General features: G+C 69.5%; 18 protein-coding genes. 6 read left to right on the forward strand and 12 right to left on the reverse strand.

What is annotated here, in order from left to right:
- Positions 1 to 192 precede the first annotated feature (192 nt).
- Complete coding sequence (locus QE438_RS18130) at positions 193 to 720, forward strand: outer membrane beta-barrel protein (RefSeq protein WP_306993608.1); 528 nt, start codon at positions 193 to 195, stop codon at positions 718 to 720.
- Positions 721 to 744: 24 nt separating this feature from the next.
- On the opposite strand, the gene QE438_RS18135 is transcribed toward QE438_RS18130, so the two are convergent.
- From QE438_RS18135 to QE438_RS18170, 8 genes are all read right to left on the reverse strand, one after another.
- On the reverse strand, positions 745 to 2295 hold the full coding sequence (locus QE438_RS18135) for a flippase (RefSeq protein WP_306993606.1): 1551 nt from the start codon (positions 2293 to 2295) through the stop codon (positions 745 to 747).
- Positions 2292 to 3407: a glycosyltransferase gene (locus tag QE438_RS18140; protein ID WP_306993603.1), complete on the reverse strand. Its 1116-nt coding sequence runs from the start codon at positions 3405 to 3407 to the stop codon at positions 2292 to 2294. The genes QE438_RS18135 and QE438_RS18140 overlap by 4 nt, the downstream gene beginning before the upstream one ends.
- Positions 3404 to 4228: a glycosyltransferase gene (locus tag QE438_RS18145; RefSeq protein WP_306993601.1), complete on the reverse strand. Its 825-nt coding sequence runs from the start codon at positions 4226 to 4228 to the stop codon at positions 3404 to 3406. Before QE438_RS18145 ends, QE438_RS18140 begins: the two co-directional genes overlap by 4 nt.
- Positions 4215 to 4994, reverse strand: a complete 780-nt coding sequence (locus tag QE438_RS18150) for an acyltransferase (RefSeq protein ID WP_306993599.1) — start codon at positions 4992 to 4994, stop codon at positions 4215 to 4217. Before QE438_RS18150 ends, QE438_RS18145 begins: the two co-directional genes overlap by 14 nt.
- Positions 4991 to 5173 carry a hypothetical protein gene (locus QE438_RS18155; protein ID WP_306993596.1) on the reverse strand — a complete coding sequence of 61 codons (183 nt, stop codon included), beginning with the start codon at positions 5171 to 5173 and terminating at the stop codon, positions 4991 to 4993. Before QE438_RS18155 ends, QE438_RS18150 begins: the two co-directional genes overlap by 4 nt.
- 235 nt (positions 5174 to 5408) lie before the next feature.
- The gene (locus QE438_RS18160; RefSeq protein WP_309735912.1) at positions 5409 to 6740 is read right to left on the reverse strand and encodes an O-antigen ligase family protein; all 1332 of its coding nucleotides are present in this window, start codon (positions 6738 to 6740) and stop codon (positions 5409 to 5411) included.
- A gap of 26 nt (positions 6741 to 6766) precedes the next feature.
- The gene (locus QE438_RS18165) at positions 6767 to 8905 is read right to left on the reverse strand and encodes a hypothetical protein (RefSeq protein ID WP_306993590.1); all 2139 of its coding nucleotides are present in this window, start codon (positions 8903 to 8905) and stop codon (positions 6767 to 6769) included.
- Between the two features lie 59 nt (positions 8906 to 8964).
- Positions 8965 to 10539 carry a DUF1972 domain-containing protein gene (locus QE438_RS18170; protein WP_306993588.1) on the reverse strand — a complete coding sequence of 525 codons (1575 nt, stop codon included), beginning with the start codon at positions 10537 to 10539 and terminating at the stop codon, positions 8965 to 8967.
- A gap of 62 nt (positions 10540 to 10601) precedes the next feature.
- Between QE438_RS18170 and QE438_RS18175 the strand changes: the two genes are divergently transcribed.
- From QE438_RS18175 to QE438_RS18185, 3 genes are read left to right on the forward strand one after another with little or no spacing between them, the layout of a single operon-like run.
- On the forward strand, positions 10602 to 11810 hold the full coding sequence (locus tag QE438_RS18175) for an SLBB domain-containing protein (protein ID WP_306993586.1): 1209 nt from the start codon (positions 10602 to 10604) through the stop codon (positions 11808 to 11810).
- Positions 11811 to 11817: 7 nt separating this feature from the next.
- Positions 11818 to 12303 carry a hypothetical protein gene (locus QE438_RS18180; RefSeq protein WP_306993584.1) on the forward strand — a complete coding sequence of 162 codons (486 nt, stop codon included), beginning with the start codon at positions 11818 to 11820 and terminating at the stop codon, positions 12301 to 12303.
- On the forward strand, positions 12300 to 14549 hold the full coding sequence (locus QE438_RS18185; protein WP_307184053.1) for a polysaccharide biosynthesis tyrosine autokinase: 2250 nt from the start codon (positions 12300 to 12302) through the stop codon (positions 14547 to 14549). The genes QE438_RS18180 and QE438_RS18185 overlap by 4 nt, the downstream gene beginning before the upstream one ends.
- A 180-nt stretch (positions 14550 to 14729) precedes the next feature.
- Here QE438_RS18185 and QE438_RS18190 read toward each other — a convergent pair whose 3' ends face one another.
- The 4 genes from QE438_RS18190 to QE438_RS18205 form a co-directional block, all read right to left on the reverse strand.
- Positions 14730 to 15239, reverse strand: a complete 510-nt coding sequence (locus QE438_RS18190; RefSeq protein WP_309735922.1) for a hypothetical protein — start codon at positions 15237 to 15239, stop codon at positions 14730 to 14732.
- Positions 15240 to 15273: 34 nt separating this feature from the next.
- Entirely contained in the window at positions 15274 to 16362 is a 1089-nt protein-coding gene (locus tag QE438_RS18195; protein ID WP_306993576.1) for an exopolysaccharide biosynthesis polyprenyl glycosylphosphotransferase, read from the reverse strand.
- The gene (locus QE438_RS18200) at positions 16359 to 17333 is read right to left on the reverse strand and encodes a helix-turn-helix domain-containing protein (protein WP_130515401.1); all 975 of its coding nucleotides are present in this window, start codon (positions 17331 to 17333) and stop codon (positions 16359 to 16361) included. The genes QE438_RS18195 and QE438_RS18200 overlap by 4 nt, the downstream gene beginning before the upstream one ends.
- A gap of 203 nt (positions 17334 to 17536) precedes the next feature.
- The gene (locus tag QE438_RS18205) at positions 17537 to 18721 is read right to left on the reverse strand and encodes an EAL domain-containing protein (RefSeq protein ID WP_306993574.1); all 1185 of its coding nucleotides are present in this window, start codon (positions 18719 to 18721) and stop codon (positions 17537 to 17539) included.
- 915 nt (positions 18722 to 19636) lie between these two features.
- Here QE438_RS18205 and QE438_RS18210 point away from each other — a divergent pair.
- Positions 19637 to 20239 (forward strand): recombinase family protein, encoded by a 603-nt coding sequence (locus QE438_RS18210; protein WP_130523682.1) that lies wholly within the window; start codon positions 19637 to 19639, stop codon positions 20237 to 20239.
- Positions 20240 to 20290: 51 nt separating this feature from the next.
- Complete coding sequence (gene pncB / locus QE438_RS18215) at positions 20291 to 21475, forward strand: nicotinate phosphoribosyltransferase (protein WP_306993569.1); 1185 nt, start codon at positions 20291 to 20293, stop codon at positions 21473 to 21475.
- The last annotated feature ends 9 nt before the right edge of the window (positions 21476 to 21484 follow it).

The raw sequence follows: 21484 nt of genomic DNA on the forward strand, positions 1-21484 counted from the left end.
GCCGGCGCGTGCGTGCCGGCTTCGCGAGCCCGCCCGTGCAGGTCATCGAAATGGCGGGATGCGCCCTGCAAACGGCGAGAGCTCGGCCGCGCGCCTGACTAATGTCGGCGCTTGGCTCCCCACGGCCAGGCTGGCGTCGACTCGGCACGCCTGGCGCCGGCGGAGCTCGCCGACCATCTCACTGGGGACATGATGAAGACCAAACTGCTCTGCGCCGTCGTGGCGGCGTGTGGATGCGGGCTGCCGGCGACGGCGCTCAAGGCGCAAACCTCCGATCGGGACTGGTATGCCGGCGCCAAGTTGGCCTACGTGCACAACGACGCCTTTCGCACCGATCGCGCCGGTGTGGCGGGCGAGGCGCTGGTCGGCACCACCGCGGGTGCGCACTGGAACCTGGAGGCCAGCGTGCAGCTGGCCGACCTGGACGCGAAGGACGACATGGCGGTGGTGGCCGCCGACGCGCTGTACTTCTTCGATCGCGACGCGAAGATCGCGCCCTATGTGACGGCTGGCCTGGGCTATGCCTATGAGGGTGGGCTGCCGCGCGAGGCCAGCCGAGGCGGAGTGATGATGCGCGCGGGGCTGGGCATCGAGACGGCGCTCGGCCAGCGGTTCCGGTTGCGTATCGAAGCGCGCTACCAGCGCCATGAAAGCTCCGGCTCGCGTGCGAGTCTGACCGACCCGATGCTGTCGGTCGGCGTGGTGATGCCGTTTCGCTGATCCCGGCGTGCGTGGCCCAGGGCGCTAGCGGCCCTGGGCGCGCGGGCCGCGCAGCAGCCTGCGCGGCCGCGCGCAGGCCTGGTGCAGCTGGCCGAGGAGACGGCCGCGTTCCTGCGCATCGAGCTGCCAGCGCCAGAAGGCAGCTGCGGCGATCGGGATCAGCGCAAGCACGGCGACGGCGCGAAGCAGCGGCTGGCCCGCGGGCAGCAGCAAGGGAGTCATCGCCAAGGCCAAGGTGGCCAGGGCCAGGACGGCGCAGCGCCGCAGACAGGGGCCGGTGATGCCGGCCATGCGCCGGCTCATCCACCCGAGCAACGCCGCATCGAGCACCATGCGCAGGCTCCACGCCAGGGCCGCGCCGACGATGCCCCATTGCCGCGTCAGCGCGATCAGCGCCACGACGTAAAGCGGCAGTTCGACCATGTGCAACCGGGCCGTGACATCGGCACGGCCGTGGGCCTGGATGGCGTTGAAGGCGACCTTGGAGAAGCCGTTCACCAGCAGGCCGAGTGCCAGCACCTGCATCACCACGCTGCTGCGCAGGGCGAAGTCGGGCCCGAGCCACAGGCCGAGGAAGGGCTCGGCCAGCGCCACGATCAGCACGACCGGCACGAGGAGCCCGGCGGCGATCATCCGCGCACCGAGCGAGAACAGGCGATCCGGCTCGGCCTGGCTGGCGGCGAACCGGTTGGCCATCAGCGGGAACAGCACGCCGAACAGGCCCTCCGACACCACGTTGAGCTTGAACACCACCTCGTAGGGCGAGGTGTAGTAGGCCACGGCCGAGGTCCCGAGCAGGGCGCCGATGAAGAAGCGGTCCATGTAGACCATCAGCGGCGAGATCACGTTGGACACGGTCATCCAGCCGCCGAAGTGGAGCAACTCGCGCCAGGAGGCGTCGCCATCGTGCGCGCGCGCCAGGCGGCCCACTTCGCGCGCGGTGGCGATCGCATAGGCCAGCAGGGCGATGTAGCGCCCCAGCACCAGGGTGACCACGACCCAGTCCAGACGATCGGTGAAGGGCAGCACGCACAGCGGACCGCCGAAGGTCCACAGCCCGACCGGCGTGCGGATCGCATTGGTCACCCCGAAGCGATGATGCGCTTCCAGCACGCCGCGCAGGCCGGTGGACAGCACGACCGCGGGCACCGATGCGGCCAGCAGCAGGAAGGCGTTGCGCGTCTCGCCGCGCAAGGCCTCCGGCACCCGCAGCAGATCGGTCATCCAGGGCGAGGCGACCGCCAGCAGCACGCCGCCCAGCACACCGAGCAGGCTCATCAGCGACAGTCCGGAGGTCACCACCTGCGCGACCTGGTCGGCGCGGCCACGGCCGAGCCGCTCGGCCACCAGCCGCGTCATCGCCCGGCCCAGGCCCAGATCGAACAGGCTGAAATACCCCACCACCATCCAGGCGATGGTCAGCAGGCCGAAGCGGTCCACGCCGATGTGGTGCACCAGCATCGGCACGGCGACGGCGGCCAGCACCAGCGGGATCACCTGGCCGCCGATGTTGTAGGACAGGTGGCGCGCGAAGCGATGCCCCGGCGCCTGGTTCGGCGTCGTCGAGGCGGTCATGACGCCGCCGCGGGCGCGCACGGCAGCACCGCATCGCCGATCGCCTGGCGGTAGCCTTCCACCGTGAAACGCTGCTGGTAGCTGCGACGCGCGGCGAGCGCCATGTCCTGGTAGGCCTGGGCATCCAGCGCGAGCGCGCGTTCGACCGCCGCGGCCAGCGCCTGGGCGTTGCCGGGCGCGAACAGAAAGCCGTTGACGCCGTCGGCGACGATCTCCTGCAGGCCGCCACCGGCCGAGGCGATGACCGGCCGGCCGATCGAGAACGCCTCGATGGCGACGCGTCCGAAGGGCTCGGGCAGCAGCGAGGGAATCAGGACGAAGTCGGCCCACTCGAAATGCGGGCCCGGCTGGCGCACGAAGCCGATCCGTTCGACCGGGAAGCGGCAGTCGGCGGCGGTCTGATCCAGCGCGGTGAGCAAGGGCTCGTAGCCCGGGAAGACGTCGCCGACGATGCGCAGCTCGATCTGCGGCGCCGACGCCAGTCGCGCCAGCGCCTCCAGGGCGAACTGCTGGCCCTTCCAGGTGTTGATGCGGCCGATGATGGCGATCCGCCAGCGCCGATGCGCACCCGGCACGGTGGGCGGCGCGTCGGAGATCGGCGCCACGCCGTTGTGGATGACCCGCCCGGGCAGCCCGAACGCCAGCGCGGTGGCATAGGAGTTGTAGATCACCTGCGCGCGAGAGAGGCGCAGCAGCGTGCGGAACAGCACCAGCGCGGCCGTGCCAGGGATTTCGCGCACATGGACATAGCCGCCGGCGCAGCCGCGCAGCGCCAGGATCGCGGACACGCAGACGGTGGTGTTGACGTAGCAGAGATCGTGTTCGGCCGCCAACGCCCGGTAGCGCCGCCATGCCGCCACGATGCCCGACAGGCTCTTCAACGGATGCCGCTTGAGCTCGATCTTGCGCAGGATGCCGCGCGGTTCGAAGCGGCATGCATCGGCCCAGGGCTCCAGCAGCGACTGCAGCGGGCCCGGCTCGGGGAGCACGACCTCGATGCGCGCCTGCGGATGACGCTCGCGCAGCGCCTGGACCGCGGCGGCGAAGCTGCGGTCCGAGCCATACAGTTCGCTGCCCTGATGGATCGCCAGGATGCGAAGCGCACGGCTCATCGATAGACCTCGGCAAGAATGGAACGCGCACCGCGGCGCCGCCCCGGTCCGCTGACCAGGCGCAGGACCGTCCAGGCGATATAGAGGTGCACGCCCAGCCGTTCCAGCCGGTTGCGGTCGAACACGTGCCGCCACGAGCGCATGAGCCAGATCTTGCGCTGCACGTAGTGCTCGGGGTCGCGCCTGTCGCGCAGCGCGGAGTCGTGGTCGAGCGTCCCACGGTGCACGTAGGCCCGGCCGCCGCGCAGGTTCAGCTCGCGGCACAGGCGGGTATCGATGCCGTAGAAGCGCAAGCGCTCGTCGAACGGGGCCGGCCCCAGCGACCACAGGAACCGTTGCGAGATGCACAGGCCGCTCATCATCGCGGTGAAACAGCGCGGCAGCACCGTGCCCGGTGTGACCCCGGGCAGGGGCGCGCCCTTGATCCAGCGCAGCCGGCACGGGCTGATCACGCGACCCTGATGGGCGATCCGCGGCACGTACATGTCGGCCGGGACCGCGCGCATGGCGGCGCACAGCGCGTCCAGGAAGTCCGGTTCGAAGCGCGAGTCCTGGTCGAACACCAGCACATACGGCGAAGCGGCGTGCAGGAGCATCGCGTTGTAGGCCACCGAGAGCGGCGCGTTGTGACCGTTCCAGGAATAGCGCCAGTCGGGCGCCAGGATGACGGCCTGGGCATCGGCTTCGGGCGAGTTGTCCCAGAGCTGCACACGCAGCTGGAGCTGCGTGCAGGCGGTCGTCGCGCGCAACAGGCTCTGCACCGTCTCCGATTCGGCGATCTTGCGCCGGTAGAGCACCACGAACACGTCAATGCTGATCATGAGGGCCTCCCTGGCGCAGGCGCAGCACACGCGCCGGGACGCCGGCGGCGATAGCGAAGGCGGGGATGTCTCGGGTCACCACACTGCCGGCGGCGATGACGCAGCCCGGTCCGATCGTGACGCCGGCCAGCACGGTCACCTTGGCCCCGATCCAGCAGCCTTCGCCGATCTGGATGGGCGCGCGGGTCGTGCCTTGCACACGGATCGGAACGGACAGGTCGGCGTGGTTGTGGTTCTCCGAATGCGCGCTGAAGTACTGCCCGATGATGGTGTCCTCTCCGATGGAGACTCCACCGGACCCGCCGATGCTCGAGTACTCGCCGATCCCGCACCGGCGGCCGATCCGGATGTGGGTGCCAGGGCGCGCGATATCGGTGCCCGTGACCAGCCTGGAGTAGGCGCCGATGCTCGATCGCTCGCCGAGGACAAGGCCGTCGCTGCCCAGTCCGCTGAGGATGACGCCATCGCCGATGGCCGCATGGCGGCCGATGACGATCCTGCGCACGAAGCGCAGGCGCACCGAGCGCCCGACGAAGCACGGAGAGATCCGCCGGTGCGTCGCCGCCACCAGCAGGCCACGGCAGGCATGCATCCCTTGCTCAAGGCCATGCCGGAACAGGTCGCGTCCGTCGATGCCGGGGGCGATCCGCTTGCCCGGTCGTACGCGCGCCAATGCCTGCTCCAGCAGGCGGCGCATCAGCGCGGAGAGCATGTTGCCGGTCGCGGCCAGCGGCCCGCGCGATGGCGGTTGTGTCTGCGCACTCATGCGGCGACGTCGAAACGGCGCGCGTCGTGTCCGAGTTGGGCGAGGCACGCGGCGGTGACCAGGCCGGGGGAGCCCGCGCCTATGACCGTGATGTTCATGAAGGAGGCCAACTGCGACAGATGGGTGGGGCGCTGCGCCGGTGCAGGCGTCGGTATGGCGCGCAGCGGCGAGAGGAACATTGTGGCCGCCTACCCGCGCACCGAGTCCGCCGATGGCGGCAGGGGACCGGATGATTGCCGGGCCTAACCTGATGTACCGGCGGCACCATGGCACGTTGCTGCTCGTCGACGAGATCGCACTGCGGTGAGTGCTTGCGATCCAAGACCTGTCGCTGCGCGCGACTTCAGATATTGGAGAGCGGCTCGCTGCACATTCGGTGCGCGATGGCGTCAGCAGACCTGCGGATTGCCAGCGCTAGCGCGTCTGCGTTCGCTCCGGATCGATGCCTGCGCCAGCGGGCTTGCTGGCGATCAGCAGAAGCGCGATGAGGACCAGGAAGAGCTGCATGGTTTCCAGCACGCCGGTGGCCAGCACGAACAGGATGTAGCCGGTGACCATCGCGTTGATCGCCGCGTAGCTGGTGCGGTCGCCGATGCGCTGACGCGCGCAAGTGTAGATGCGGCCGAACAGCCACACGAAGCTGGCCAGCCCGACCAGCCCCAGGTCGATCATCCATTGGAAGAGCGCACTCTCGGCGTTGTAGAAGTCCGGATATTTCCCGGAAGCCACGATGTCGCGGGACATCGTGATGCCGTTGCCGAACAGGGGCGACTGGATGAAGAAGTTCCAGGCTACCGCCATTTGTCCCAGGCGCATGGCCAGCGAACTGCCATTGCGGCTGGCTGCCGCGTCGTTGCTGAAGATCGATGCGACGAAGTCGGCGAATCGCTCGACGTATTCCAGTCCGGCCAGGCACACCACGGCCAGCGCCACCGCGCCGACCTGGGCGAAGAACAGCCGGTCCCTGCTGCTGGCAAGCATGAAGAAGACGCAGATGGACAACAGCAGGAAGATCAACGGAGTGCGCGAATTGGTTACCACGATCCCGACGAACAGCACCAGCTGCATCGCCAAGAACAGCGCGACCCGCCCGGTGTTGCGGCGGTCGCGGTTCAGGAAGATCCCGACGATGAAGGCATAGACCTGGAACGCGCCGTAGGTGATGGGATGCGACAGCGTCCCCACCGCGCGCATGCCGCGGACCGAATCGCTGTAGTCCTTGGCCAGTACGCGCCCGGTCGGCGTGGTGTGCTGGAGATAGTCGAAATAGGGATTCACATGCGCGAAGTAGGCGAGCGTGCCATAGAGCGAGACGACGACCCCCACCAGATAGAAGTACCGCAACGCCCGCTTGGCCGCCGCGGGGCTCTCGCAGAACCGGAACACGAGGTAGCAGGGCAGGGAGATCTCGATGAACTCCATCGCGCCGGTGACTGTATCGGAGGCCCAGCGCGCAGGGTTGATCGCCCAGGCGGCCAGATAGGCCACGGCCATCAGCCCGAACGGCCCGCTGAAGGGGAACGGCGAACGCTTCAGCCTCCAGCCGTTGGCTATCACCCGAAGGGCGTAAGCGCCCAGCATCACCAGCACCAGGGCGCGGTTGACGGAAAGATAGGGCAGGGCGGGCACGTCGATCAGGCCCAGCCCCTTGGGCGTGAACAGGCACAGCACCGGGAACAGAAGCACCAGGCTGCGCAGGCGGGACAGCGCCAGCCAGCCGCCGTAGAGGACGATAAGAAAGTTCATCTGATGCTCGATCCTTGCGCGCGAACTCAGGGGCTCGCTTGCAGCTCGTACCAGGGCGCGGCGGCCTGGTCGGGCGATTGCAGGTGCAGTTCGAAGCCGGTGGACGTCTTGCGCACCGCGTCGCCGGCCAGCGGCGGCAGGCGGTTGCCGCGCGCGTCCAGCGGGTAGACCGTCAGCTGTCGCGCCGGCAGGGTCAACCCGACCACGCAGGGCTGCCGCCGCATCCAGATCGGTGCGCGGATCTCGCGCAGGTTCTGGCCAGCTCCATGCTGCGGGTCGCGCAGGGTGTAGTCGCCGGTGGTCGCGCCGACGGCCGCGCCTGCCTGCCCGAGCAAGGTGGCTGGCACCAGATTAATGGGCGACCCGTGCGCGTCCGAGCCCAGGGTGTAGCCGGGCAGGGTCAACAGGAGGCGGCTCGACGATGCGATCGCCTTGCCGTCCTGGGCCGAGAGCATCAGTGCGGTCATGCCGGCGTGGGCCATCTCCACCGACAGCGGACCGCTGGCATAGCGCTGGCCTGGCTGCAGCCGGCCCACGATGCCCGCGACCCGCGGCGCGGCGACCAGCAGGGTCGCTTGCTGCGGATCGACGGCCACTTCGCTGTCCCGGACGGAAGCGGTGTTCTGGGCTGTGGAGGTGCCGATGCCGACCCGACGGTCCAGCGCCCAGTCCGCGGAAGCGACGCCCTGCGCATGGAGAAAGTCGCCCAGCAGCGTCGTGATCCGTCCACGGGTGGCGCGCAGTTGCAGGCCCGCGTCGGGCGTGTAGCCGAAGGCCGTGGACAGCGGTCCGATCGCGCCGGTCCGGAACAGCCAGGCCATCTGCCCGAACTGCGCGCGCCGCCCGCCATCGCCGGACAGGCTGAACTCGTAGGGGACCGTCGGTGTCTGGCTGCCGCGACGATGGGCGTAGTCGTAGTAGGCCAGTCCGGCCCAGCCCTGCAGGCTGGCCAGCACGGCGGTCTCGGGCAGGATCTCGGCGGCGTTGCGATTGGGCCAGGGCTGGTTGAATTCGGTGATCAGGAAGGGCGCCCCGTAGACCCGATAGAACGCCGCGCCCAGCAGCGGGGCGAGGCCTTGTTCCAGGCTCGACGTGTCGCCGATGCGCCAGTCGTCCCACTGCCACTGCGTGCCGGGAAAACGGTAGTGATCCACATAGAAATGGCTGTCGCGCAGGTCCATGCCGGCCAACGCCCGCATGCCGCCAAGACCGCTGAAGTTCATCTGTGTCCCGATGGTCAGCGCCGCAGGCGCGGCCCCGGCGATGACTTGGGCGATGCGGGTATCGTAGCCGGCGTCCTGGGCGGCCAGGAATTCCAGGAACAGGGCGGCGGTCGTCTCATCGGCGTCGTCCAGCCGTGGCAGCTGGCTGGTATCGATGTCGGGCCCTGTCCGGTGGGTCTGCAGCCATTGCCGCCAGGCATCGAGGAACACCTTCAGCGGGGCGCCTTGCACCAGGCGGGCGAGACTGCCGTCCATCCACGCATAGACCAGCGAGCTTTCGTTGTCGATCTCCACGATCGCCAGCGCCGGCTCGCCCGCCCCCTGCAGCGCCATCAGCAGCGCCTGTGCGTAGCGCGCCTGAAGACGCGCCGCGGCGGGGTCGATGCGCAGCAGTGGCTTGGACTGGTTGGGCCACTCCGTTTCATCGTCCACGGCCAGGGTTCCGTCGATCGACGGACGGAAGGCATAGCGCACGTGCAGGTTGAGATCGACGTAGATCCCGGCCTGCCTGCAGCGTTCGAGCAGTCCGCGCAGACGCTGGATCGCGACCGGGTCCAGCGTGGGAAAGGGGTCGCCGGTGAGCAGACCATCGACCCGCTGGCCGTCGGCGATCGCATCCAGGGCATGCAGGCGGATCAGATTCACGCCCAGGGCGCGCAGGTCGGTCACCAGGCGCTCGGCCTCGTCGGCGTCGCGCAGGGCAGCTTCGAAGCCGACATTGACGCCGAACAGGCGCACCGGTGTCGCGCCTTCCTGGGTGCAGAGCGCCTCGCCGCAGGCCCGCAGCCGGTCGCCCGCGGTCAGGGGACGATTGAGGTAAGCAAAATCGACCAGGCTGCCCGGTGTCGCCGACGCGGCCTCGAAACGGTAGAAGTCCTCGGCGCTCGTCTGCGTGTCTTCAAGACCTCCGCTGGCGCCTGCGGCCAACAGCAGGCCCGTCATCGCGGCTACCCCAACGCAGGCGGCAAGGCGCGTGGACCTGGATGGACGTGCGGACACGCTCAGCGTGCGGGGCCGCGGCCTGGCCCGATATCGGCCGCCGTCGGCGTCGGCAGCGCAGCGGGCCACGTGGAGGCGCGCGGCAGCATCCCCTCCAGCAGCGCCTGGTACTGCGCCAGAACGAAGGACCAGCGGAACTCCCGATCGAAGCGTTGCCGGCTGGCTCGGCGCATGGCGGCCACCGCCTCAGGATCTTCCAGCAGCGCCGACAGATGCATGTCGCAGTCGATCACCGAATGGAAGTAGCGTGCGCCGTCCTGGGCGACCCAGCGGTTGAAGGGATTGTCGTGGGCGATGACCGCGTTGCCTGCGCCCAGCGCTTCCACCAGGGAAGGGTTCGTCCCGCCCACCGTGTGGCCGTGCACGTAGAACAGCGCGTGCCGCCGCAGCGCGCGCAGCGTGGCGGGGTCGTAGATCGCACCGGGGAAGTCAACCTCCGGACTGGCGGCGTCCAGCACTTGGCGGTGATAGGCATTGCCCTGCGGTTCGTAGCGCCCCAGGACCACCAGGCGCGCGTCGCGGCGGCGGCGCGAGAAGGCGGTGACGATCTCCAGCAGCGAGTTCTCAGGCTCGGGCCGCGCGATGACCACGCCGTATCGGGCTCCCTTGAGTCCCAACGGCTCCAGGGCCTCGTCGCCGATGTCTTCGATCAGGTCGGCACCATAGGGAATCATGGCGATCTTGTCGGTCCGCACGCGGGTCGCCAGATGCTGGGCGATCTCCGGGTGGTCGGCGATCAGATGATGGCCGGCCCAGCAGCCGATGCGCTCATTGGCCCAGAGCCACAGGCGCTCGTGCGTGCGCCACTTGCGCCGCTTCCATTCCAGGCCGTCCATGTTGATCACGTTGGTCACGCCGCACAAGCGCAGCCAGGTCGAGAACAGGGCCGTGTTGTAACCCAGCGTGAGCACCAGCGGCGCGCGGGTCCGCGCGGCATGGCGGATGGAGCGCCAGTCGAAGGCCATGGTGCCGCGCGCGCCACTGGCCTTGACGCCGATGGTGACCCGGTGCACGCCCTGCCACTGGTCCTCGATCACTGGCTGTTCCTGCTCCGGGCCCGCCTGGCAGTACACAGTGACGCGCCAGCCGCGCTGCACCAGGTGCAGGGCCAGCCGTTCGGCGAAGGTCTCGAAACCGCCGTGCATGGCGGGAATGCCACGCGTCCCCAGGATCGAGATCTGACGATGGGGCATGGCTTGTTCCTTCTGTAGGCACATCGCAGCGACGGCGTTCATCATGCGCAGCGCGCGGCTGGCCGATTCGGCCGAATTGGGCGCCATTTCCGTCAAGCCCCGCGTACGCGATGGCGGCGCTTGCCCAGGGAATGTCCGAAAGCGGCATCGCCACCCTTCCAGCATGTCCGCTCGTCCATGAGCGGGCCGATGCAGGGTCCGCGCATCCTGACCGGCTCCGATCGCCGTTCCTGATGCCCAGTGCCAAGCCGTGGAGAAGACCCCTTGCGCTGCGATGACCTGACCGGGGCATCGCAGCGCTTTTTTCTCGCGCAGGTGGCGACGCGTCGGTTCCCGTGCGGCGTGCCGCTCGCGCGCCACGGGGATCTTCGCGGAACTGGTCATGGCGATTATGGCTGCCGGCTGTGCTTGCCGCGCAGGGGGTTGGATCTGGTCAGGAATCGCGCATGCGTTTTGCTCTGCTGTTTCGTCGGCTGCGGCGTCGTAAGTTCAATCTCCGCCTGCTCTTGCTGCTGCTGGTCGTCGCGGGCGTGTCGCTGTCCGGTTGCGCCATGCTGCCGGCGTCGCGCTTTCCGGCGCCGCTGGAGCGCGCGGATGAAGCCTCGGAGCTGGTCCAGAACGGCATCCACTTCAGCCTGCAGCGGATCGAGCCGGGCATGCCGGCACAGCCAGAACCGCCTGCGCACGCGCCGGTATCCGAGGCGCCCGACGCCGACGGCGCGCCGCAGGACTATGTGGTGCAGGCCGGCGACACCCTGCGGGTCACCGTCTGGGATCATCCCGAACTGAACAATCCCGGCCTGGGCGCGCTGACCTCGGCGACGGGCAACGCCGGCGTACCCGGTGCGGAGACCTTGCGCATGGGCGGGGCCAGTTCGCTGGACGCGCAGGCGCGCCTGGTCCAACCCGACGGCACGCTGTATTTCCCGTACGTGGGCACGGTCAAGGTCGCAGGACTCGACGTGCCGCGCATCCGCACGCTGCTGACGCGTCGCCTGAGCGCGGTCATCCCCGCCCCGCAGCTGGACGTGGCGGTGGTGGGCTTCCGCAGCCAGCGCGTGTATGTGGCCGGCGCGGTGCGCACGCCCGGCGCGCAGCCGCTGACCGACGTGCCGATCACGGTCGCCGATGCGCTGGCGGCCGCCGGCGGCTACGTGGAAGGCGCCGACCTGCAGTCGGTCAGCCTCAATCGCGGCGGCAAGACCCGCACGCTGGACCTGTACGCCTTCTTCTTCCAGGGCGACCTGACCCAGAATCCGCGCCTGCGCAGCGGCGATGTCCTGAATCTGCCGCCGCGCCGGGACAAGAAGGTCTTCGTCCTGGGCGAGGTCGCCAAGCCGGGCTCGCAGGTCATGCCGCTGGGGCCGATGAGCCTGTCCGAAGCGCTGGCCGATGCGGGCGGACTGAATCCGGTCTCGGCCAATGCCGCGCAGATCTATGTGTTCCGCGCGGGCGACCAGCCCCAGCAGGTCAAGGTCTACCAGCTCGATGCGATGAATCCCGGGCTGCTGGTCCTGGGCGATCGTTTCGTGCTGCGTCCGCGCGACATCGTGTTCGTCGATCCCGCCAACCTGACCCGCTTCTCGCGTGTGGTCTCCCAGATCCTGCCGCTGGCCAGCTCGCTCTACATGACCAGCGCGGCGGCCAATCGCTGATCCGCGCATGGCCGACGGAACCGTGCTGAGGCTGGCGGTGTGCTGCCGCATCAACCTCGTTCGCAGCCCGATGGCCGAGGCGGTGCTGCTCGCGCGGCTAGGGGCGACAGGCGAGGTGCAGGTGCGCTCGGCCGGGCTCGAGGCGATCACCGGCCTGGAGCGTCCGCGCGGCGTGCTGGATGCGCTGGAGGCGGCCGGCTATCCGCCTCCCCCGAGCGCCTTCAGCCGCCGCCTGGACGTGCAGCTGCTGCAGTGGGCCGACCTGGTGCTGGTGATGGAAGCCAGCCAGCGCCAGACGCTGCTGCGCCTGGCCCCGGCCGCGGCGGCCAAGGTCTGGCGCCTCGGCCACTGGCAGGCCACCGAGGTGGCCGACCCTGACGGGCTGGCGCCGCAAGCACTGGCCGCCACCCTGAGAACGATCGAGACCTGCGTTGGCAGCTGGCTGCCGCACCTGCAATCCCCTCTTCACCAGAGCGACCCGATCCGCCCATGAGACCCACCACCCCACCAGCCGCCGAAAGTCCTGAAGAGGACGAGGTCAATCTGCTCCTGCTGTTGCGCAACGTCTCGACGCATCGCCGGTTGTTCCTGCTGGTGGCTGGCGGCGTGTTCGCCCTGGCGCTGGTGTACCTGCTGTCCGCGCAGCCGACCTACCGGGCCCAGGCGCTGCTGCAGATCGATGAGGACCAGGGGTCCATGCTCGGTGCGTTGTCCGATGTGGCCGGCGCGCTGAATCTCAACAAGTCCATCGACGGCGAGCTGGACATCCTCACCTCGCGCACCGTGATGGGCGAGGCCATCGACCGCACCCAGGCGCAGCTGGACATCGAGCCCAGGCACCGCATTCCGGTCCTGGGGCGCCTCTATGCGCGCCTGGCCACGCCGCCCAACGGTTTGGCCGATCCTCCGCTGGGCCTGTCGGAGCTGCCCTGGGGCGGCGAGCGCCTGCGTCTGGCGCATTTCGAAGTGCCGCGCGCGCTGTACGGCAAGCCCTTCGTCCTGACGGCCGGCGAGGACGATGCCTGGGCCCTGAGTTCGCCCGACGGCGAGGAGGTCGCGCGCGGCAGGCTGGGACAGCGGGTGGACTTCAACGTCGCCACCCGCTTCGGCCCGGGACGCGGGTCGATCCAGGTCGAGGAACTGCGCGCGCGCAGCGGCGTGAGCTTCGGCGTCACCGCCTCGTCGCTGCAGACCGCGTTCGAGGAGATGGGGCGCCGGGTCAAGGCGACGGAGACTTCCAAGGATTCCTCGATGATCGAGCTGACGGTGAGCGGCAGCGACGCCGAGCGCACCGCCGACTTCGCCAACGCCCTGGCGCGCGCGTATGTCGCGCTGAACATCCGCCATCGCGCCCAGCAGGCGCATCTGAGCCTGCAGTTCCTGGAGCACAGGCTGCCGGCGCTGCGCGCGGAGCTGACCCGCGCCGAGGACGCGCTCAACGCCTACCGCATGCGCAGCGGCACCATCGACGTGGAGCAGCAGAGCGAGGCCCTGCTGGCGCGCGTGGTCGAGCTGACCCGCCAGCAGACCCTGCTGGAACTCAACCGCGAGGCCAGCGCGCAGCAGTTCCGTCCCACCCATCCTGCCATGCGCATGCTCGAGGCGCAGCACGCGGCCGTGGCCGAGGCGCTGACCCAGGCCGATGCGCAGATCCGCGCGCTGCCAGCCGCGCAGCAGGAGTACCTGCGCCTGGCGCGGGATGTGGCGGTCGATACCCAGCTCTACACCGCGCTGGCGGCCAACAAGCTGCAGCTGGAGGTCGCCGAGGCCGGCACCACCGGCACGGCGGCCATCATCGACCCCGCGCTCTCCCCGGAGCGACGCCACTGGCCCACGACGTTGCCGGTGCTTGCCGGCGGCCTGATGGGCGGCCTGCTCATGGGTTTCCTGGCCGTGCAGGTGCTGGCCGGCATGCGCCGCGCGCTGCACGACCCGCTGGAGGTCGAACGCCTGAGCGGCGCCCCGGTCTACGCCGTGGTGCCGGAGAGCAAGGTGCAATCGCGCATGACCCGCGTGCGCGGCGGCAGCGAAGACCCGCTCTACCATGCGCTGCTGTCGCGACAGTCGCCGACCGATCCCGGGGTGGAGGCCTTGCGCACCCTGCGCAGCACCTTCCGCCTTGCGCTGCGTGAGGCGGGGCGTACCGCGGTGGTGTTCACCGGGCCCACCGAGGGCGTCGGCAAGACCTTCGTCACCGCCAACTTCGCCTATCTGCTGGCGCTGACCGGCGTGCGCGTCCTTTTGGTCGACGGCGACCTGCGGCGCGCCGGACTCGGGCGCTACTTCCCCGATTCGGTCGCCGCGCCGGGCCTGTCCGATGTCCTGGCCGGGCAGGACACGCTGGAGGCCGCCATCCAGCACACCGACCAGGAGGGGCTGGACCTGCTGCCCTCCGGGCGCCATCGGGTCTCCAACCCCGGCGAACTGCTGGCGCGTCCGACCCTGGACGTCGTGCTGCGCGAGGCCGAGCAGCGCTACGACTATGTGATCGTCGATTCGCCGCCGGTGCTGCCGGTCGGTGATGCCATGACCCTGGCGCGCGCCTGCGGCGCGGTCTTCATCGTCAGCCGCTACGAGCTCACCAATGGACGGCAGCTGGTCCAGACCCTCAAGCGCCTGACCCAGGTCGAGGCGAAGATCTGCGGCCATGTCTTCAACGGCCTGCGCGCCAGCCGCTACGGCGATGGATACGGCTACGGCTATGGGTACGGAACCTACGGCGCGGACCCCAAGCGCTGAGCCCGGTCATGCGCGCAGCGGCATCGGCCCTGCGCGCGTGCCCGGACAGGCATCGCTGCGGGGCGGCGCCCGCAGGAAGATCTCGGATCGGTGAGGCGAACGAGCACGTCAGGGCGCTGGCTTCTCGCGCAGCGCCACTCGCCGGCCGCTGGCGCGCCCGGAGGACAAGACGATCGCGTGTCAGCGACAGCCTTCGCCGACGCTGCCCAGCGTTTCCAGCGTCGGTGCGGCCAATCCCGGAAGACGCTGCAGGTTCATCGCACCGGGCAGCAGCCCGTTGGCCAGCTCCGCGCCGAGGTCGGCCGTGCGCAGCGCATTCCTTCCCTGCGTGGCACGCTTGGCCAGGCCGGTGCCGTGGCAACCGAGCGAGATCGCAGCCGGATCCTGGATCGCGGATGGATCCTGTCCCGAGCGCCGGCCAGGCGCGCGTCGGGCCATCCCGGATGGCAGCGAGCTGTCGATGCCCGGGATGGCCTGCTTCTGCTGCTCCGGCGAGGTCAGCCCGATGGCCTGCTGACTGGCGCGGATCAGCGCCATGTAGGGGTCCGGAGACGTGCGCCGCCCGGTCCGTGGCAGCAGGGCGGGGTCACGCGCCAGGCCGAGGCCGGGCGTCTGCAGCGGGGTGAGGGCAGCGGCGGCTTCCTGCGCGTGGCCAGGTGCGACCCCGGCCGCACAGAACGTCAACGCCAAGGCGGCCGCCGTCGCCGCGCCGATCGAGCAGGGCCTAATAGGCATTGCGATGCACCAGGCCCTTGTGCACGGTCATCGCCACGATCTTCAGGTCCAGCGCCAGCGTGCGATGCTGGATGTAGTGCAGGTCGTGGGCGACGCGCTCGCTCATCTTCTCCAGGCAGTCGATCTCGCCCCGCAGCCCGTTGACCTGGGCCCAGCCGGTGATGCCCGGCTTGATCCGGTAGCGATACATGTAGTCGCGCACCAGTTCCTTGTACTGATTGTCGTGCGGAAGGGCGTGCGGACGCGGTCCCACCACCGACATCTGTCCCTTGAGGACATTCAGGAACTGCGGCAACTCGTCCAGGCTGGTGCGGCGCAGGAGCCGGCCCAGTCGGGTGACGCGCGCATCGTTGCGGCGCGCCTGGCTCAACGTGCCGGGGCCTTCGCTGTGGACGCGCATGGTGCGGAACTTGTAGATCGTGAAGCGGCGCCCGTCGGCGCCCATGCGCTGTTGCAGGAACAGCGCCGGGCCGGGCGAGTCGATCCGGATCGCGAGCGCGATCAGGGCCAGCAGCGGCGCCAGCATCAGCAGCACCGTGGCGGAGAAGGCCAGATCGAAGGCGCGCTTGCCGAGCGGATGGCGCGCCTGCCAGGGCATGCCGACCAGATGGATCCCGCCGGCGCCCGTGCCGGTGCGCGTCTGGTCCAGCCGGGCGAGCGGGTAGGCGCGCAGATCCGGAATGAAGCGGATATCGACGAAATCCTGGCGGAACTCCTGCACCAGCCGCTCCAGCGACGCGGCCTGATCCAGCGGCGCCAGCAGCCAGAGCTCGCGGATGGCGCCGCCGCGCAGCAGCGAGCGGAAGGTGTCGAAGTCGCCGATCACCGGCAGCCCCTCGCGTTGCGCGCCGGTGGCCGCGCCTTCCTCGTACACCAGCGCCGGTCGATAGCCGGGCCCTGGCCTGCGCAGCAGCTGCGGCAGCAGCAGCGTCGAATCGGCGCTGACCATCAGCGCCACCCGGCGCGCGCGGGATCCGAGCTGGCGTTGCCAGGACTGCGCGGCGCTCAGGCCCAGGCGCGCCAGGGACAGCGCGCCGGCGGCCTCCATCGTCGTCAACAGCAGCGCGTGCGAATTCATTGGACCGGACTCCGATTGAAGCGTTGCGGTGCCACGGCCCGGGCCCTGGTGCCGGCGCGATACTCGCCCGGGCTGCGCGCGAGGTGCTTGCGGAAGATCTTGGCGAGTCTGCCGCCATCGCCGATGCCGCAACGCCGCGCGATCTTGTCGATGGGCAGGTCGGTCTCGGTCAACAGCTTGCAGCTGCGGCGCAGGCGCACGCCCAGCAGATAGTCCGAGGGCGTCATGCCCAGTTCCAGCTTGAAGCGACGCAAAAAGTTGCGCTCGCTCATGGCCACCGCGTGCGCGGCATCGGCGATGCTCACCGGCTGCTCGTGGTGGGTTTCCAGCCAGCGGGCCGACGCCAGGATCTGCTCGGTCACGCGCGTGCGCGCGACCGGACGCAGGACTTCTGGCTCGGCCGGTGCCTCGGTCTGCGCCGGTCCGTGCAGCTCCAGGCAGCGCGCGGCGACCAGCTCGCCCAGGTCCGCGGCGATCATCGCCATGGCGGCGGCGAACGCGGTGCGCTGTTCGCCGGTGCTCTTCACGAACAGACCCGCCGCTTCGATCAAGCGCCGGCCCTCGGCGATCGGCACGATCATGACGCCCAGCTCGTGCTGGTCCCGCAGCCACTGGCACAGCCGCGGGCTGGCCTCCAGCGTCGCCGCGCCCACGCCACCGGCCACGAACACGATGCGCAGACGCTGCCCGCGCGGGGGAGGCAGACGTTCGGTGGCCACATGCATGCCCGAGGCGCTGGCCACGGTGCCACCGGATTCGGACAGCAGCACGGGCATGTAGAGGCGTTTGAAGCCCGAGGCGCGCTGCTCGATGGCATTGGCGGTACACAGCAGGTCGATCAGGGCCACCACGTCGGCCAGCCCGAAGCCGTCGAAGACGACCAGGCCCAGACGATGGGAGAGGTTCAGTCGCTCGGCCGGGAAGGCGGGCAGGCGGCTGACGGACGACTTGATTCCGGTGATCACGCTCATGTTTTCCCCTTGAAGCTCTGGACGAGCCGCCCTCCCGCGCGGCCCGCAGTTCGCGCCCGGCCCGCCGGCTCGCGGCGTGGTCGTGGCTGATGTCCCGCCCTCCCAGCGGGTCTTTGCAAGCGCGCGGTCCCCGTTGCCCATTGCGGCCGAGCAGAAGGACCTGGCTCGCCCAAGCGCTTGTGCTGCGGTTGCTCGTCCCCCGATCAGGCCGCGCTTCTACAGACCGGCGGCAGGCAGACGCGCGACGGCGGCCAGGCTCCCGCGGGTCGCGCGATGGCCAGGCCTTGCAGGCAGTTGACGCCGCCGGCCAGGGCCACGGCGGTGTCGCTTGCGCGTTCGACGCCTTCGGCGACCACGTACGGCGCGATGCTTCCGCCCAGCGCGACCAGGTGCGAGAACTCGCGCGCCCCGGTGATGCTGCGCATCGCTTCGGCCAGGAGCGTGCCGCTGATCTTGACCACCTGGGGCAGGATCTGGCGGACGAAGTCCAGCCGCGTGTGGCCCTCGCCGAAGTCATCGATGGCGATCTGGCAGCCCAGCGCGCGCAGGCGCCCGACGAAGGTCTTGGCCGACTCGAAGTCGCCCAGCGGCGCCGTCTCGGTGATCTCCAGCGTCAGCCTGGCGGCGACGGTCGGCTGCTCCTGCAGCCTTGTGAGCGGCCCATGCCACCAGGCGTCGTCGACGAGACTGTGCGAGGACAGGTTGCAACCGGCGTGCAGGGTGGGCTCGCGCTCCAGGCGTTCGATCACCGCGTCGAGCACCACACGATCCAGCAGCCTGACCAGGCCCAGACGCTCCATGGCGGCGACCAGGCCGGAGGCGCCGATGCCGGGCTGGTCCAGTCGCAGCAGGGCCTCCTGATACAGCGAGGCGTCGCGTCGATCGCCGGCGTTGCGTCGCATGATCGGCTGGAAGGACAGGCCGACCTCGCCGCTGCGCAAGGCCTCATGAAAGGCCAGGGCCAGGGCCATGTCCTTCTCGTAGCGCTCGCGCCAGATCCAGCCGCACTGGACCGGTTCCAGGATCGGCGCGCGGCCGCCCAGGCGCTCCAGCTCCTGCGGCGGATAGGGCCCGGAGCTCGAGCTCAGCCTGACTTCGCCGACCGTGACCACCGGCAGCGCGCGCTGCCCCAGGTGCTCCAGCGGCAGGCCCGCGAGCTGGAGTTGCCAGTGCTCGGCGAAGGACCCGGCCTCGGCGATCCACGCGACGAAACGGCGATCGCCCGCCTGCTTGATCGAATGGCCGGCCAGATGCATGCGCCACTGCAGCGCGGCCAGGGCCGCACGCGCGAAGGTCTCGCCGTAGGCCGCCGCCAGGTGGTCGCGGTTATGCAGTTCGACCAGCAGATGGCAGCCCGATGCCGTCGGCGCAAGCTCGATGCGGCTCATGCGCCGCTCCCCAGGCAGCCGCGTGCGTCCTCGGCCCGCTCACCTCCTGGATCGCGGGCAGACCACCGCGATACGCCGGCTGACGCGCGTACGAAAACGGTCCTTTCTGGAAGGATCGGGGCGCGTGAAGGAATACCGCGGATAGCTTGAACTCTTGGCGATCAATTCGACATGAAAAGTGCTGGGACAGAAAGGACCATTTCTGTCAAATGTCGATCCGCCACCGCCACCCCCCGAAGCCCGAGCGCAACCCCGGATCAAGATGCCCAAGGCGCATCGCGTACAGGCAGGCAGGGAAGAAGACGCGCTACACCCGACTTCGTGGCCGGGGGCTCGGAACGTCCTGGGAGGCCGAGCGACTCGGCGTCCGGCCGATCAGGACGCGATGGCCAAACCGCGCAGGCGCGGTGCGTGCGTTGCTTGTCAAGGCAGCTGCGTCACTGCAGGAGGGTGACTGCCTTCGCTGTATCGGCCGCGAAGTCGCCGATCGGAACGCGGAGTCCCCCATCCTGTTCATACAACGCATAATCACGGTGTTCGTGGATTCCGCGGCCTGGCCCAAGCAGGGCCCAGGCGGCGGAACAGTCAATCAGGGGGGGGCAGGCGCGTGCCCCATTACGCCGTCAGGCCTGGTCCTGACGGCGTGGTCTACGCGTGCACTGCGTTCGACCGGCGGAGCCCGATGCCACCTGGTGGGCAGTGTTGGAAGACCATGCTAAGAGCAAGACAGAGCGACCAGACACGACATGCGACATTGACGGAACAAGAGTTGGGCAAGCGCAGGCCGCAGGTTCGCACAGGCGACCGCGCATGCTTGACCAGTGCCATGTTCGAACGCTGTCTTCTCTGGATTTTCCGCTGGATCCGCAGATGTGGTCCCACCCGGCGCGGTTGGCAACACTGGGGGGCGTCACCATGATCATCGGCTACGCGCGCGTCTCGACGGGCGACCAGAATCTCGACCTGCAGATCCTGGCGCTCAAGGCCGCCGGTTGCACCAAGATCTATACGGACCAGGGTGTCTCGGGCAGGCACGGCAGCCGCCCTGGCCTGCACAAGGCGCTGCGGCGACTCAAGCCGGGTGGGAAGCTCGTCGTCTGGAGGTTGGACCGGCTTGGCCGCTCGTTGATCAACCTGGTCCAGCTGCTGGATGTGCTGGGCGAGCGCGACATCTGCTTCCAGTCCCTGACCGAGAGCATCGACACGGCCTCATCGGGAGGCCGCCTGGTGTTCCACATCATGGCCGCGCTGGCCGAGTTCGAGCGCTCGCTGATCAGCGAGCGGACGCGAGCCGGCCTGGCCGCTGCGCGTGTGCAGGGCAGGAAGCTGGGCCGAAGGCCATCGCTGACGGTCGAACAGTGCGTGGAAGCCAGCGAACTGGCACAGCTGCGTGGCTGGGATTCGAAGCAGCTGGCCAAGCACTACGGCGTCCACCCGCGCACGCTGGCCAGGCTGATGGCGCAACAGCAGGACCAGGTGGAACCGGCGTTGATGAAGGGCGGGCGCGTGGTGGACTAGCGGCGCGGGCGTCGACGCCATCGCCGTGCCCGCGCGGTGCACAATGGCCGCATGATCATCCAATCGCTGCTCGACACCGACCTGTACAAGTTCACGATGATGCAGGCGGTGCTGCATCAGCACCCTGCCGCGCAGGTGCAATACCGCTTCAAGTGCCGCACGCCGGGCATCGACCTGGCCGCGCACCTGGACCGCATCTCCGAGGAGATCGACGCGCTGTGCGCGCTGCGCTTCACCGCGGACGAGCTGGACTACCTGCGCGGGCTGCGCTTCGTCAAGCCGGATTTCGTCGACTTCCTCGGCCTGTTCCACTTCGATCGCAAGTACATCACCCTGCGCGCCTCGGACCAGGTGCCCGGCGAGATCGCGCTGGAGATCGAGGGGCCGTGGCTGCACACGATCCTGTTCGAGGTGCCGCTGCTGGCGATCATCAACGAGGTGTACTTCGACGCGCTGGGGCAGGGCGATCTGGTCGAAGGCGAGCGCCGGCTGCAGGCCAAGCTGGCGCGCCTGCGCGCCATCCCCGACGCGGCCGGCTGCGCCATCGCCGACTACGGCACGCGCCGGCGCTATTCGCGCGCCTGGCACGCACGCCTGCTGCCGCAGCTGCGCGACGGGCTGGGCGAGCAGTTCGTCGGTACCAGCAACGTCCACTTCGCCTACCGGTACGGCATGACGCCGCTGGGCACGATGGCGCACGAGTGGCTGCAGGCCTTTCAGGCGCTGGGCCCGCGCCTGCGCGATTCGCAGGCCGCCGCGCTGGAGGCCTGGGCGCGCGAGTACCGCGGCGACCTCGGCATCGCGCTGAGCGACGTGGTCGGCACCGATGCGTTCCTGCGCGACTACGACATGTACTTCTGCAAGCTCTTCGACGGCATGCGCCACGACTCGGGCGATCCGCTGCGCTGGGGCGAGCGGATGCTGGCGCACCTGGCCGCCAACCGCGCCGACCCGCGCGCCAAGACGCTGGTGTTCAGCGACGGCCTGGACGTGGACCGGGTGGCCGAGCTGTACGCGCACTTCAAGGGGCGCTGCCGCCTGGCCTTCGGCATCGGCACCAACCTGACCAACGATCTGGGCCCCAAGGCGCTGAACATCGTCATCAAGATGACCCGCTGCAACGGCCAGCCAGTGGCCAAGCTGTCCGACTCGCCGGGCAAGAGCATGTGCGACGACCCGGGCTATGTGCGCTATCTGCGGCAGGTCTTCGGGCTGCCGCCCGAGCAGGATCTGTGACCTGCGGCA

This window comes from Pseudoxanthomonas sp. SORGH_AS_0997 (assembly GCF_031453535.1).
Lineage (GTDB): Bacteria > Pseudomonadota > Gammaproteobacteria > Xanthomonadales > Xanthomonadaceae > Pseudoxanthomonas_A > Pseudoxanthomonas_A winnipegensis.

Coding starts and splice junctions, on each gene's coding strand:
- pncB (WP_306993569.1), top strand. CDS start 20,291: ATGATCATCCAATCGCTGCTCGACACCGACCTGTACAAGTTCACGATG.
- QE438_RS18130 (WP_306993608.1), top strand. CDS start 193: ATGAAGACCAAACTGCTCTGCGCCGTCGTGGCGGCGTGTGGATGCGGG.
- QE438_RS18150 (WP_306993599.1), bottom strand. CDS start 4,994: ATGAGTGCGCAGACACAACCGCCATCGCGCGGGCCGCTGGCCGCGACC.
- QE438_RS18210 (WP_130523682.1), top strand. CDS start 19,637: ATGATCATCGGCTACGCGCGCGTCTCGACGGGCGACCAGAATCTCGAC.
- QE438_RS18205 (WP_306993574.1), bottom strand. CDS start 18,721: ATGAGCCGCATCGAGCTTGCGCCGACGGCATCGGGCTGCCATCTGCTG.
- QE438_RS18165 (WP_306993590.1), bottom strand. CDS start 8,905: ATGACGGGCCTGCTGTTGGCCGCAGGCGCCAGCGGAGGTCTTGAAGAC.
- QE438_RS18140 (WP_306993603.1), bottom strand. CDS start 3,407: ATGAGCCGTGCGCTTCGCATCCTGGCGATCCATCAGGGCAGCGAACTG.
- QE438_RS18185 (WP_307184053.1), top strand. CDS start 12,300: ATGAGACCCACCACCCCACCAGCCGCCGAAAGTCCTGAAGAGGACGAG.
- QE438_RS18135 (WP_306993606.1), bottom strand. CDS start 2,295: ATGACCGCCTCGACGACGCCGAACCAGGCGCCGGGGCATCGCTTCGCG.
- QE438_RS18200 (WP_130515401.1), bottom strand. CDS start 17,333: ATGAGCGTGATCACCGGAATCAAGTCGTCCGTCAGCCGCCTGCCCGCC.
- QE438_RS18160 (WP_309735912.1), bottom strand. CDS start 6,740: ATGAACTTTCTTATCGTCCTCTACGGCGGCTGGCTGGCGCTGTCCCGC.
- QE438_RS18180 (WP_306993584.1), top strand. CDS start 11,818: ATGGCCGACGGAACCGTGCTGAGGCTGGCGGTGTGCTGCCGCATCAAC.
- QE438_RS18155 (WP_306993596.1), bottom strand. CDS start 5,173: ATGTTCCTCTCGCCGCTGCGCGCCATACCGACGCCTGCACCGGCGCAG.
- QE438_RS18195 (WP_306993576.1), bottom strand. CDS start 16,362: ATGAATTCGCACGCGCTGCTGTTGACGACGATGGAGGCCGCCGGCGCG.
- QE438_RS18145 (WP_306993601.1), bottom strand. CDS start 4,228: ATGATCAGCATTGACGTGTTCGTGGTGCTCTACCGGCGCAAGATCGCC.
- QE438_RS18175 (WP_306993586.1), top strand. CDS start 10,602: ATGCGTTTTGCTCTGCTGTTTCGTCGGCTGCGGCGTCGTAAGTTCAAT.
- QE438_RS18170 (WP_306993588.1), bottom strand. CDS start 10,539: ATGACCAGTTCCGCGAAGATCCCCGTGGCGCGCGAGCGGCACGCCGCA.